Annotated in this window: 10 protein-coding genes; 2 read left to right on the top strand and 8 right to left on the bottom strand. The window is 52.9% G+C overall.

Annotated elements, in window-relative coordinates; genetic code table 11:
* Positions 1–99: 99 nt before the first annotated feature.
* From ompC to pncB, 3 genes are all read right to left on the bottom strand, one after another.
* Entirely contained in the window at positions 100–1,203 is a 1,104-nt protein-coding gene (ompC, locus tag GN242_RS13500) for a porin OmpC (RefSeq protein WP_305038619.1), read from the bottom strand.
* Between the two features lie 300 nt (positions 1,204–1,503).
* Positions 1,504–2,904, bottom strand: coding sequence for an asparagine--tRNA ligase (asnS, locus tag GN242_RS13495; protein WP_154751920.1), 1,401 nt, complete (start codon positions 2,902–2,904; stop codon positions 1,504–1,506).
* Positions 2,905–3,064: 160 nt separating this feature from the next.
* Positions 3,065–4,270 (bottom strand): nicotinate phosphoribosyltransferase, encoded by a 1,206-nt coding sequence (gene pncB / locus GN242_RS13490; RefSeq protein WP_154751919.1) that lies wholly within the window; start codon positions 4,268–4,270, stop codon positions 3,065–3,067.
* 265 nt (positions 4,271–4,535) lie between these two features.
* Here pncB and pepN point away from each other — a divergent pair, with 265 nt between their 5' ends.
* Positions 4,536–7,151, top strand: coding sequence for an aminopeptidase N (gene pepN / locus GN242_RS13485; RefSeq protein WP_154751918.1), 2,616 nt, complete (start codon positions 4,536–4,538; stop codon positions 7,149–7,151).
* 57 nt (positions 7,152–7,208) lie between these two features.
* Here the strand turns inward: pepN and ssuB are convergent, their stop codons facing one another.
* Genes ssuB through ssuE form a run of 5 tightly spaced genes read right to left on the bottom strand, consistent with a single transcriptional unit; the run spans position 7,209 to position 11,481 of the window.
* On the bottom strand, positions 7,209–7,997 hold the full coding sequence (gene ssuB / locus GN242_RS13480; RefSeq protein WP_154751917.1) for an aliphatic sulfonates ABC transporter ATP-binding protein: 789 nt from the start codon (positions 7,995–7,997) through the stop codon (positions 7,209–7,211).
* Positions 7,994–8,785 carry an aliphatic sulfonate ABC transporter permease SsuC gene (gene ssuC, locus GN242_RS13475; protein ID WP_154751916.1) on the bottom strand — a complete coding sequence of 264 codons (792 nt, stop codon included), beginning with the start codon at positions 8,783–8,785 and terminating at the stop codon, positions 7,994–7,996. The genes ssuB and ssuC overlap by 4 nt, the downstream gene beginning before the upstream one ends.
* Positions 8,786–8,794: 9 nt before the next feature.
* Positions 8,795–9,940, bottom strand: coding sequence for an FMNH2-dependent alkanesulfonate monooxygenase (gene ssuD / locus GN242_RS13470; protein ID WP_154751915.1), 1,146 nt, complete (start codon positions 9,938–9,940; stop codon positions 8,795–8,797).
* Between the two features lie 15 nt (positions 9,941–9,955).
* Positions 9,956–10,915, bottom strand: coding sequence for a sulfonate ABC transporter substrate-binding protein (locus tag GN242_RS13465; RefSeq protein ID WP_156287654.1), 960 nt, complete (start codon positions 10,913–10,915; stop codon positions 9,956–9,958).
* Between the two features lie 14 nt (positions 10,916–10,929).
* Positions 10,930–11,481 (bottom strand): NADPH-dependent FMN reductase, encoded by a 552-nt coding sequence (gene ssuE, locus GN242_RS13460; RefSeq protein ID WP_154751913.1) that lies wholly within the window; start codon positions 11,479–11,481, stop codon positions 10,930–10,932.
* A gap of 369 nt (positions 11,482–11,850) precedes the next feature.
* On the opposite strand from ssuE, the gene pyrD reads away from it, so the two are divergent.
* Positions 11,851–12,861, top strand: a complete 1,011-nt coding sequence (gene pyrD / locus GN242_RS13455; protein ID WP_154751912.1) for a quinone-dependent dihydroorotate dehydrogenase — start codon at positions 11,851–11,853, stop codon at positions 12,859–12,861.
* The last annotated feature ends 2 nt before the right edge of the window (positions 12,862–12,863 follow it).

The following is a 12,863-nucleotide window of genomic DNA, read 5'->3' as shown; positions in this document are numbered from 1 at the left end:
AGTGCAGAAAGAGAGGGGGGAAGGCAGAAAAACAAAAAAGGGGCCGAAGCCCCTTTTTGATGCACATTATACAGCGGGTTACCCCGCTGAGTATGGCAATTAGAACTGATACACCAGGCCAACACCAACGGTGTTGTCAGTGTTCACGCCCAGGTTACGGGTCGCGTCATCTTCGTCAACCAGGTTGATTTTGTAATCAACATAGGTAGACATGTTTTTGTTGAAGTAGTAGTAGCTACCAACAGAGATGTATTTGTACAGGTCAACGTCACCGATACCTTCAACATCTTTAGCTTTGTCCTGCACGTATGCCAGGGAAGGACGCAGACCGAAATCGAACTGGTACTGAGCCACAGTTTCGAATTTCTGCTCTTTGTTTACTGCGCCAGATGCTGCTGTACCGTTCAGGGTGCCAGAGATCCAGGTAGAGTTGCGAGTTTCACCATACATTGCTGCCAGGTAAACATTGTTCGCATCATATTTAACCGCAGTAGACCATGCTTCTGCTGATTTGCTGCCGTTCGCAAAACGAGCAGCCTGCTGACCATCGGTACGGTCAGACTTGGTGTAAGCACCAGTTACCGCTACGCCGATTGGGGAGGTGTAGGTTACAGATGAACCCCAGCCGTCGCCGTTCGCGTCAGCTGCGTCACGACCATTTGCGCTCTCTTCGTTTTTACCCTGATATTGCAGAGCGAAGTCCAGACCATCAACCAGACCGAAGAAGTTGGTGTTACGGTAAGTAGCCAGACCGTTAGAACGGCCAACCATGAAGTTATCAGAGATACCAGTGTCACCACCGAATACTGGCAGCACGTCAGTCCATGCCAGTGGGTCGTAACCTACACCGTAGTTACGGCCATAGTCGAATGAACCAAACTCAGCGAATTTCAGACCAGCGAAACCAACACGAGTTTTAGAACCTTCGGTACCCTGGTTTTCAGCAACGTTTGCCTGAATGTTGTATTCCCACTGGCCGTAACCGGTCAGCTGGTCGTTAATCTGGGTTTCACCTTTGAAGCCGAAGCGAACATAAGAAGCGTCGCCATCAGCACCGTTGCTGTTAGTGAAAGTGTGACGCGCATCAACTTTACCGTACAGGTCCAGTTTGTTGCCATCTTTGTTATAGATTTCTGCTGCGTTAGCGGCACCAGCAGCCAACAGTGCTGGGATCACTACTGCAAGAATGTTGCGCTTCATCATTTTGTTATTACCCTCATTGGAGTTATTTGGACACCTGCCACTGCCGTCAAAAATTCTTTACAGAACCAAGATGAGAGTTTGGTGTCTTCCTGTGTCTGCACGCATCTTTCCATTCACAGCCTGGTTAATCTAGCCCGAAAATGCTACTAATCTCTTATTCTGGTAACAAGAGGAAAATATGTATGTCAAAATGTAAAAATCACGGAACTTTGTGAGACATCTCTAAATTTACAAAAATAAAAAAAGGCCAGCGAGGCTGGCCTTGGTATATATATGAATTTCTTATATTTAATGCAGAAATCAGAAGGTAGCGTTACGTGGAGTGCGTGGGAAGGCGATAACATCCCTTACATTTTGTACTCCGGTGACATAGGCTATTAATCGTTCGAAACCTAAGCCGAAACCTGAATGTGGAACAGTGCCGTAACGACGCAGGTCACGATACCACCAGTAATCTTCTTTATTCAGACCCATCTCAGCCAGTCGCGCATCCAGTACATCCAGACGCTCTTCACGCTGCGAACCACCGATAATCTCGCCAATTCCTGGTGCCAGAACATCCATTGCCGCCACGGTTTTGCCGTCGTCGTTCAGACGCATATAGAAAGCTTTAATATCTTTCGGGTAGTTCTTCACGACCACAGGTGCTTTAAAGTGCTTCTCTGCCAGGTAACGCTCATGCTCAGAAGAGAGGTCGATACCCCATGAAACAGCGTTTTCGAACTTCTGGCCGGAGGCTATCAGGATCTCTACAGCCTCGGTGTAATCTACCTGGGCGAAATCAGTAGTCACAAAACGCTCAAGGCGTGAAATCGCATCTTTGTCTACGCGTTCAGCGAAGAAGGCCATGTCATCAGCGCGCTCTGCCAGTACGGCTTTAAATACGTACTTGAGCATTGCTTCTGCCAGCGCTGCATTATCGTCAAGGTTGGCAAAGGCTATTTCCGGCTCCAGCATCCAGAACTCCGCCAGGTGGCGGCTGGTGTGGGAGTTTTCAGCACGGAAAGTCGGGCCGAATGTGTAGATTTTGGAGATTGCACTGGCATAGGTCTCGCCGTTCAGCTGACCTGATACGGTAAGGAACGCTTCTTTACCGAAGAAATCTTCGTCAAAGTTCACTTTTCCTTCCGGCGTGCGCGGCAGGTTTTCAAGATCCAGCGTGGATACGCGGAACATCTCGCCAGCACCTTCAGTATCTGAAGCGGTGATCAGCGGCGTAGAAACCCAGAAGAAACCCTGCTCGTCAAAGAAACGATGCAGCGCCTGGGCCAGCGTATGACGCACACGGGCAACGGCACCAATCAGATTGGTACGCGGGCGCAGGTGGGCCACTTCACGCAGGTATTCAATACTATGGCGTTTGGCCGCCATTGGGTAAGTATCCGGATCATCCACCCAGCCAACCACTTCCACGCTGGTGGCCTGAATTTCAAAACTCTGACCTTCACCCGGAGACTCAACTACTTTACCGGTAATTACCACCGAACAGCCGGTGGTCAGGCGCAATACGTCTTCCTGATAATTATTCAGAGAATTATTGACGACAGCCTGAACGGGATTAAAGCAGGAGCCGTCATAAACGGCGATAAATGAAATACCAGCTTTTGAATCTCTTCGTGTACGCACCCAACCGCGTACGGTGACCTCACTGTCAACCGCGACCCGGCCGTGCAGTACATCCGCTACAGGCACAACGCTCATATAAGTCTCTCACTATTAATCTGAATTTATTACCCCGAATTTAGGGTATTGCTATGTTACTTGCCGGGCGATGATAAACAAGCGAAATTCCGGCAATAAAGGCACATTTCTTGGCGGGGAAGGGAATAAGGGGCCAGTAAGGCTGACCCCTGGAGATGTTCTAGCTGGCTTTTTTTACCAGAGGCAGGTCAAACGCCTTGCGCAGGGCGCGTACAAAGGCTTGATCGTGGCAAATGGTTTTACCAGGGCTGTCTGAGAGTTTGGCCACCGGTTTTCCGTTACACTCCACCAGCTTAATAACAATATTTAGCGGTTTAACCTGGGGAATATCGCAGGTCAGGCGGGTGCCAATACCGAAAATAACATTAATCCGCTGACCAAAGTGGCGGTATAGCTCCACGGCTTTATCCAGATCAAGATTGTCGGAAAACACCAGCGTTTTACTCATCGGGTCGATACCCAGCTGCTGATAATGAGCAATCGCTTTTTCACCCCACTCCAGCGGATCGCCGGAATCATGGCGCAGTCCCTGATAGGCACTGGCGAATTCAAGGCCGAAATCGCGCAGGAAAGCATCCATCGTGATGCAGTCAGTCAGGGCTATACCCAGCTGATCCGGATACTCCTCCAGCCAGGATTGCAGTGCCGCACGCTGGCTGTTGGCCAGCACCGGGCTAATCTGCTGATGCGCCTGGAACCACTCATGGGCCTGAGTACCCACCGGCATAATATCCAGTTTGCGTGCCATCTCGTAGTTACTGGAGCCGACCAGCCACGGGAAATCCTGTTTCAGGGTGCTGACGATCGCCAGCTGCACATCGTGTGAAAAACGACGACGCGTACCAAAATCCATCAGGCGGAAGCGCGACATATCAAGATCGGCGGTCAGATCAGCGAACTGTGCAAGTTTCTCTTTTAAGCGCGCGACGGCCATTTGCGGCGTAACCAGCGGTGAGCGATGGCGGTGTACCACTTCACTGATCAGAGCCAGCAGTGGCACCTCCCACATGATCACCTCACGCCACGCACCGCTGATGCGGATATCCAGTCTGCCCTGGACATTGTGCACCTGTACCTGAGCAGGATCGTAGCGGAAGCCACGTAACCAGTTAAGGTAATCAGCGGTGAAAAATGGCAACCCTGAGAGATAAGTGAACTCATCTTCCGTCAGAGTCAGTGCAGCCATCATATCGATTTGTTGTTTTATTTCATCGACATAAATTCCCAGCATATCATCACCCCGGCAGCGAAACTCGGCGGTGACAGTGACATCGTAATAACGATGGAACACCGCCTGCTGCATATGGAGTTTGTAGGCGTCGGTATCGAGAAGCGTGGTCAAAATAGGGGAAGCGTGTCGTGTCATGGTGCGTTTCAGCATCCTCTGGCGAAGAGCGTTATCCCTGGTTAAAAAAAAGAAAAAGTCGCAGGAGTATAACCCGGATACACATTTATTGAACCCGATCACAGCACAATTCAGACCAGGTGGTCGAGAACAATCTGTGCGTTTGTTAATGGAATGTACCATTTTATCGAAAAGGAAGCGATTGAGGGCGATTCAACGTGGCAACCTGGGGATAACAGGAATAGACTTGAAAAGGTTAACTAAATTATCGACGTGAGAAGGACTTATGACGCAACTGCCACAAGCCAAAAATCGCCATGATTATCGTGCGCCTGATTACACTATTACTGATATAGATCTGACATTTAACCTTGATGCGGCGACCACCCAGGTTACCGCTGTCAGCCAGATCAAACGGTTAGGGGCCAGCGATGCTGAACTGCGCCTGGATGGCGAAGACCTTACGCTGATTTCGCTCTATGTTAACGACCAGCCCTGGCCACATTATCACCAGGAAGAGGGCGCGCTGGTACTGCAACAGTTGCCGGACAGCTTCACCTTAAAGATTGTTAATAACATTCATCCGGATAAGAACACCGCGCTGGAAGGTCTGTATAAATCCGGCGAGGCTCTGTGCACCCAGTGTGAGGCTGAAGGTTTCCGCCATATCACCTGGTATCTCGACCGCCCTGATGTTCTGGCACGATTCACCACCACCATTATTGCTGAACAGACGCTCTATCCGTTCCTGCTGTCCAACGGTAATCGCATTGATGCCGGGCAGATGGAAGATGGTCGTCACTGGGTTAAGTGGCAGGATCCGTTCCCGAAACCTTGCTACCTGTTTGCCGTGGTCGCCGGTGATTTTGATGTACTGCGTGACAGCTTCAGAACCCGTTCAGGTCGCGATGTAGCGCTGGAAATATTTGTCGATCGCGGCAACCTTGACCGCGCAGACTGGGCCATGACATCGCTGAAAAACAGCATGAAGTGGGATGAAGAGCGCTTTGGTCTGGAGTACGACCTCGATATCTTTATGATTGTCGCCGTCGATTTCTTCAATATGGGAGCCATGGAGAACAAAGGACTGAACGTCTTTAACTCCAAATACGTGCTGGCTAAAGCCGAAACCGCCACCGATAAAGATTATCTCGGCATTGAGGCGGTGATTGGTCACGAATATTTCCACAACTGGACGGGGAATCGCGTTACCTGCCGTGACTGGTTCCAGCTCAGTCTTAAAGAGGGGCTGACGGTGTTCCGCGATCAGGAGTTCAGCTCCGATCTCGGCTCACGCGCGGTCAATCGCATTGATAACGTTCGCGTCATGCGTGGTTCACAGTTTGCTGAAGATGCCAGCCCGATGGCGCACCCGATCCGCCCGGAGCAGGTAATCGAGATGAACAACTTCTACACCCTGACGGTGTATGAAAAGGGTTCTGAAGTTATTCGTATGCTCCACACCCTGCTGGGTGAGGAAAACTTCCAGAAAGGGATGCAGCTCTATTTCGAGCGCCATGACGGCAGTGCAGCCACCTGCGATGACTTTGTACAGGCTATGGAAGATGCCTCTAACGTTGATCTGTCGCAGTTCCGTCGCTGGTACAGCCAATCAGGAACGCCAGTGCTGTCCGTTCGTGACGACTATAACCCGGAACTGGAGCAGTACACCCTGCATGTCACGCAGATGACGCCACCAACCGCCGATCAGAAAGAGAAGCTTCCGCTGCATATCCCGCTGGATATTGAGCTGTACGATGGCGAAGGCAAGGTTATTCCATTGCAGCACAACGGCCATCCGGTGCATAACGTGCTGAATGTGACTGAAGCGTTCCAGACCTTTGTTTTTGATAATGTCTATTTCCAGCCGGTACCTTCGCTGCTGCGTGAATTCTCCGCGCCGGTAAAACTGGACTACAACTGGAGTGATGCACAGTTAACCTTCCTGATGCGTCATGCACGTAATGACTTTTCGCGCTGGGATGCAGCACAAAGTCTGATGGCGAACTACATCAAAATTAACGTGGCGCGTCAGCAGCAGGGGCAGCCACTGTCGCTGCCGCTGCATGTGGCGGATGCGTTCCGTGCCGTTCTGCTAGAAGAAAACAGCGATCCGGCATTGATGGCGCTGATTCTGTCGCTGCCGGGTGAAAATGAGATTGCCGAGCTGTTCGATATCATCGATCCGCAGGCCAATGCGGTAGTGCGTGAGGCGCTGGTGCGTACGCTGGCGACGGAACTGGAAGATGAGCTGCTGGCTGTTTATTACGCCAATCAGACGCCGGAATATCGTATTGAACATGCGGATATTGGCAAGCGTTCGTTGAAAAATGTCTGCCTGAGCTATCTGGCATTTGCTGATGCAGAACAGGCCGATAAGCTGGTGAGCGCACAGTATCATCATGCGAATAACATGACGGATACCGTGGCGGCGCTGTCAGCAGCAACGGCGGCACAGCTGCCATGCCGTGCAGCGCTGTTTGCTGATTTTGATGAACGCTGGCACCAGGATGGTCTGGTTATGGATAAATGGTTTGCCCTGCAGGCCACCAGCCCGGCAGCAGATGTGCTGACCCAGGTACGTGCGCTGCTAAATCACCGCTCTTTCACCCTGAGCAACCCGAACCGCATACGCTCGCTGATCGGTGCATTTGCCTCGGCAAACCCATCGGCGTTCCATGCGGCAGACGGCAGTGGTTATCAGTTCCTGGTGGAAATTCTCAGCGATCTGAACACCCGTAATCCACAGGTAGCGGCAAGGATGATTGAGCCGTTGATTCGCCTGAAGCGCTATGATGCCGGTCGTCAGGCTCTGATGCGTAAGGCGCTGGAACAGCTGAAAGGGCTGGATAATCTCTCAGGCGATCTGTTCGAGAAGATTACTAAGGCGCTAAACGCCTGATAAAGGCTGCGGGCAGTGAAATAAAATGGGCGAATTCATCGCCCATTTTTTTTGTATTTAGCCATGTGCATACCGTTGCTGGTGTTGCGCAGGGTGGCGTTTCAACACCCGATCCAATACTTCCGCTTCCAGCTCCGCCAGCTTAACCGAACCTTTGCGGCGCGGACGAGGCAGATCAACCAGCAGATCCAGCCCGATATTGCCCTCCTCAATCAGCAGCACCCGGTCGGCCATGGCGACCGCTTCGCTGACATCGTGGGTCACCAGCAGCACGGTAAAATGATGCTGCTGCCACAGCGACTCAATCAGATCCTGCATCTCAATACGCGTCAGGGCATCCAGCGCCCCCAGAGGTTCATCCAGCAGCAGCAAACCCGGACGATGGATTAACGCCCGCGCCAGCGCCACGCGCTGTTTTTGCCCGCCCGAGAGCGCCGCAGGCCACTCTTTCGCTCGATCTGCCAGGCCGACGGCATCCAGCGCTGCCAGTGCCTGCTCTTTCCAGCCTTTGCCTTTCAGGCCGAGGCCAACGTTATCAATCACGCTTTTCCACGGCAGCAGGCGTGCATCCTGAAACATCAGGCGAATATCTTCCCGCGCTTCATTCAGCGAAGCGCTTCCGGCCAGCAGTTCGCCGCTGCTGGCTTTCTCCAGCCCGGCAAGCAGCCGCAGCAGAGTACTTTTACCGCAGCCGCTGCGTCCGACGACGGCAACAAACTGACCGGAAGGAATATGCAGGTCAATATTATTCAGCACCGTACGCTGGTTGTACTGTTTACTGACGCCGTTGATCACCAGCGGCGTACCGGCATTCAGACGCGCCGGAGAGGTGTTTAACTCGCTCATGCATTTTCCTCTTTTAATTGATACGCCGGATGCCAGCGCAGCCAGACTCGTTCCAGCAGCAGTGCGCTGACGTCAGCCAGTTTTCCCAGCAGGGCGTAGAGAATTATCGCCACCACCACCACATCGGTTTGCAGGAATTCCCGGGCATTCATCGCCAGATAGCCAATGCCTGAGTTCGCCGAAATGGTTTCAGCAACAATCAGCGTCAGCCACATCAAGCCAAGGGCAAAACGCACGCCGACCATAATCGAGGGCAGGGCACCGGGCAGTACGACCTGGAGAAACAGACTCCAGCCGGAGAGGCCATAGCTGCGCGCCATCTCAACCAGTCCGCGATCGATATTACGGATGCCGTGGTAGGTATTGAGGTAAATCGGGAACAGCGTACCCAGCGCCACAAGGAATATTTTGGCGGACTCATCAATACCAAACCACAGGATAACCAGCGGAATTAGCGCCAGGTGCGGCACGTTACGCAGCATCTGCACGGAGGTATCGAGCAGACGCTCGCCCAGCTTCGACATACCGGTGATTAAACCAAGTAGCAGACCAATCGAGCCGCCGATACTGAAGCCAATCGCTGCGCGCCAGCTGCTGATTGCCAGGTGCTGCCACAGCTCACCGCTGGCCGACAGCTTCCAGAAGGTGACGACAATCGATTCCGGCGAAGGCAAAATTCGCGTTGAGAGCCAGCCCATTTGCGAGGCTAGCTGCCATACTGCCACCAGCAGAATCGGTAGCGCCCACGGCAGCAGGCCATTACCGATACGATTCAGGGTCTTACTCATGGTTCACCTCTAACTCTGCGAAACTTTCTGTGGAGCAAAATCATGGGCGACATGTTCACCGTGCGCCTGGACTGTCTGCGGTTGCGGTATCTCCGGTATATTCAGATCCAGATGCGGGAACAGCAGTTCGCCCACACGGTACGCCTCTTCCAGATGCGGATAGCCGGAAAGAATAAACGTTTCGATGCCGAGATCGGCATATTCCTGCATACGGGCGGCGACCGTCGGGCCATCACCCACTAACGCTGTGCCGGCACCACCGCGCACCAGACCAACCCCTGCCCACAGGTTCGGGCTGATCTCAAGCCGGTCGCGCTTGCCGCCGTGCAGTGCAGCCATACGCTGCTGGCCCACGGAGTCTGTTTTCGCCAGCGCCGCCTGCGCTTTCGCAATGGTGGCATCATCAAGATGTGAAATCAGGCGGTCAGCGGCCTGCCAGGCCTCTTCATTAGTTTCGCGCACAATCACATGCAGACGAATACCAAAACGTACTTTACGCCCATGCGCGGCCGCTTTCGCCTGAACCTGAGCAATTTTTTCTTTTACCTGTGCAGGGGGTTCGCCCCAGGTCAGATAAACGTCAACCTGCTCGGCCGCCAGATCCTGCGCCACCTCCGATGAACCACCAAACCACAGCGGCGGGCGCGGCTGTTGCACCGGCTTAAACATCAGACGTGCACCACGGACGTGTACATGCTTCCCTTCATAATCCACAGTTTCGCCCTCCAGCACCCGACGCCAGACGCGGGTGAACTCGGCAGACTCTTCGTAGCGTTCTCGGTGGTCGAGGAATACGCCATCCCCTGCCAGCTCTTCCGCATCACCGCCGGTCACCAGGTTAAACAGCGCGCGGCCATTCGAGAGACGGTCGAGCGTGGCGGCCTGGCGAGCTGCCTGCGTGGGAGAGATTACGCCGGGGCGCAGGGCGACAAGAAAACGCAGACGCTGGGTGACGGGGATCAGCGATGCTGCCACCAGCCAGGCATCTTCGCAGGAGCGGCCGGTCGGGATCAGCACGCCGCCAAATCCCATGCGGTCAGCGGCCTGAGCAATCTGTTGCAGATAAGCATGATCGACCGGACGCGCACCTTCATTCGTGCCTAAATATTTTCCATCACCGTGAGTGGGAAGAAACCAGAATACGGAAAGACTCATTGTGTAATTCCTCAATCAATGGGTTGACGGGCCATGCCAGATACGGCTGGAGATATCGACTTTAACCGGCATCAGATGGCTGCTGTAGAACAGGTCGGCAGTCTGCTGTTGCGCATGTGCCGTTTTTTCACTCACCAGGCTGATAGCCGTTGGCGGACGATGATCGAAATAGGTGGAAATCACCGCTTTAGGCAGTCCCATCGCCGTTGAAAGCAGTTGCACGCTCTCTTCACGATGGCTGCGCGTCAAAGCATCGGCCTGGCTGAAGGTGTCCAGCACCTGTTGCAGGAATGCGCCATTTTTCTCAGTGAAAGGGCGGGTGGCGAGGTAGAAAGAGCCGGTAAGATTTAACGTGTCGCCATTTTTCAGCACGCGCACACCACCCTGCTGAATAGCTGCGGAGTAATAGGGATCCCAGATAGCCCAGGCATCAACATCTCCCTGCTGGAACGCAGCGCGGGCATCGGCAGGCGTCAGAAAAGCAGGTTGAATATCGGTGAAACTCAGTCCTGCCTCTTTTAACGCGCGTAATAGCAGATTATGTGAGCTTGAACCTTTCTGGAATGCCACTTTATGGCCCTTCAGATCCGCCACGGTTTTCAACGGGCTGTCTTCACGCACCAGAATCACTTCGGATTTTGGTTTTGGTGGTTCCGAACCGACATACAGCAGATCGGCACCGGCTGCCTGAGCAAAGATAGGCGGTATATCACCGGTACTGCCCAGGTCAATGCTGTTAACGTTTAACGCTTCCAGCATCTGCGGTCCGGCGGGGAACTCTACCCACTTAATGCTGGTATGGGGGAAGCGCTTCTCCAGCAGCTGGTGGGACTTTGCCAGAACCATACTGACTGAACCTTTTTGATAACCGATACGTATCTGCTCAGGAGCGCCGGTGCTGTCTGCCGCCATCGCCTGAGCGGTGAGCAGTCCAGTGAGCAGTAGTGGAGTTAAAAAGCGAGAGAATAGAGTCATAAAGAGTCACCTGTTCAGACGGCAGCAGCCAGCGGTTGATGGCGGCGGGCCAGCGCATACCAGAATGTATCGATGGACTCAGCCAGCCGCTCTGCCAGCAGCGGTGAGAGTTCAGGTGTTCGATCGTAATGCGTGATCTGCGAATCGTCAGCAAATACACCGTGCAGCACTTCCTGGGCTTTCAGCGCATTGAGTACCGGTTTCAGCGCGTAATCTACCGCCAGCAAATGGGCCACGGTGCCACCCGTTGCCAGTGGCAGCACCACCTTATGTTCCAGGGCGCGCTCAGGCAGCAGATCAAGGAGGGTTTTCAGCGCCCCGGCAAATGAGGCTTTATAAACCGGTGTGGCGACAATCAGGCCATCGGCGGATTCAAGGTCTTCCTTTAACGCCAGCAGGGCGGGGGAATCGAAGCGTGCATAGAGCAAATCCTCAGGATTGAAGTTATGCAGGTTCCATGGGATAACCTCGACGCCACGTTTTTCCAGCGCGTGCTGGCAAATGGTCAGCAGGGCGGTGGAGCGTGAAGGAAAACGGGGGCTTCCCGCCAGAGTAATAACGCGCATAATCTCTCCTTATATACCCGCCAGAAACCAGGTTACAGGGGGGCGGCTTTCCTCGCTCACCCACACACTTACCTGAGTAAGCACATGAGGATTCGCTGTGTGGCCATCCGGCTGTACCTCGAATTTTTTTGGGCTTATTGATAACCAAAATTCAAGAAACGATGGAGTCATCCTGACAGAGGGTACAAAGACGCTTAAATGATTTATCCGGCATATTTAAGCCGTTTTGCACATATAGGCGGGCGAAGAAGCATTAATGAAGTAAAAAAACGTCGATTCCGGCCCGGTTTTGCGCAAGGTCAATTCCCTTTAACCGTCGAAACCCGGATAATACGACCCCGATTTTCCATCGGGACCTCAGGAGTGACCATGTATTACCCTTTCGTTCGTAAGGCGCTGTTTCAGCTCGATCCTGAGCGCGCGCATGACCTGACTTTGCAGCAGCTGAAGCGCATCTCCGGAACCCCGCTGATTGGCCTTATCCGTCAGTCGCTTCCTTTTAAGCCGGTAACCTGTATGGGGCTGACGTTTAAAAACCCACTGGGCCTGGCCGCCGGTCTGGATAAAAACGGTGAATGTATTGATGCCTTTGGCGCGATGGGATTTGGTTCCATTGAAATTGGTACTGTGACACCCCGCCCGCAGCCGGGTAATGACAAGCCGCGAATGTTCCGTATTGTTGAAGCGGAAGGGATTATCAATCGTATGGGGTTTAACAACCTGGGCGTTGATACCCTGGTGGAGAATGTCAAAAAATCCCATTACGACGGCATCCTTGGGATTAATATTGGCAAAAATAAAGACACGCCGGTTGAACAGGGTAAAGAAGATTATTTAATCTGCATGGATAAAATCTATGCATATGCTGGTTATATCGCCATCAATATCTCATCGCCAAACACCCCAGGATTACGATCTTTACAATATGGCGAAGCGCTGGATGATCTACTGGCGGCGATTAAAACGCGTCAAAACGATCTTCAACAGATCCACCATAAATATGTTCCCGTCGCTGTGAAGATCGCGCCGGATCTTTCTGAAGAGGAATTGATCCAGGTGGCAGACAGTTTAGTGCGCCATAATATTGATGGCGTGATAGCGACCAATACCACCCTCGATCGTGAACTGGTTAAAGGGTTCAGGCATGCGGAAGAAGCGGGTGGGTTAAGCGGTCGCCCGGTTCAATTGCGCAGTACTGAGATTGTCCGTCGCCTTGCGCAGGAATTACAGGGTCGTATTCCGATTATTGGCGTTGGTGGTATTGATTCTCTGGTTGCTGCGCGTGAAAAAGTCGCTGCGGGGGCCTCACTGGTACAAATATATTCCGGATTTATTTACAAAGGTCCGCCGTTGATAAAAGAAATCGTGACCTATCTCTAGGT

Source organism: Erwinia sorbitola (assembly GCF_009738185.1).
Classification (GTDB): domain Bacteria; phylum Pseudomonadota; class Gammaproteobacteria; order Enterobacterales; family Enterobacteriaceae; genus Erwinia; species Erwinia sorbitola.
Note: the sequence above shows the minus strand (reverse complement) of the source record. Positions and strands in the feature narration are given on the sequence as shown.

What these genes read in the sequence shown, in the direction of transcription:
- pepN (WP_154751918.1), top strand. Translation starts at nt 4,536, where the DNA reads ATGACGCAACTGCCACAAGCCAAAAATCGCCATGATTATCGTGCGCCT.
- asnS (WP_154751920.1), bottom strand. Translation starts at nt 2,904, where the DNA reads ATGAGCGTTGTGCCTGTAGCGGATGTACTGCACGGCCGGGTCGCGGTT.
- ssuE (WP_154751913.1), bottom strand. Translation starts at nt 11,481, where the DNA reads ATGCGCGTTATTACTCTGGCGGGAAGCCCCCGTTTTCCTTCACGCTCC.
- ssuB (WP_154751917.1), bottom strand. Translation starts at nt 7,997, where the DNA reads ATGAGCGAGTTAAACACCTCTCCGGCGCGTCTGAATGCCGGTACGCCG.
- pyrD (WP_154751912.1), top strand. Translation starts at nt 11,851, where the DNA reads ATGTATTACCCTTTCGTTCGTAAGGCGCTGTTTCAGCTCGATCCTGAG.
- ssuC (WP_154751916.1), bottom strand. Translation starts at nt 8,785, where the DNA reads ATGAGTAAGACCCTGAATCGTATCGGTAATGGCCTGCTGCCGTGGGCG.
- GN242_RS13465 (WP_156287654.1), bottom strand. Translation starts at nt 10,915, where the DNA reads ATGACTCTATTCTCTCGCTTTTTAACTCCACTACTGCTCACTGGACTG.
- ssuD (WP_154751915.1), bottom strand. Translation starts at nt 9,940, where the DNA reads ATGAGTCTTTCCGTATTCTGGTTTCTTCCCACTCACGGTGATGGAAAA.
- ompC (WP_305038619.1), bottom strand. Translation starts at nt 1,203, where the DNA reads ATGATGAAGCGCAACATTCTTGCAGTAGTGATCCCAGCACTGTTGGCT.
- pncB (WP_154751919.1), bottom strand. Translation starts at nt 4,270, where the DNA reads ATGACACGACACGCTTCCCCTATTTTGACCACGCTTCTCGATACCGAC.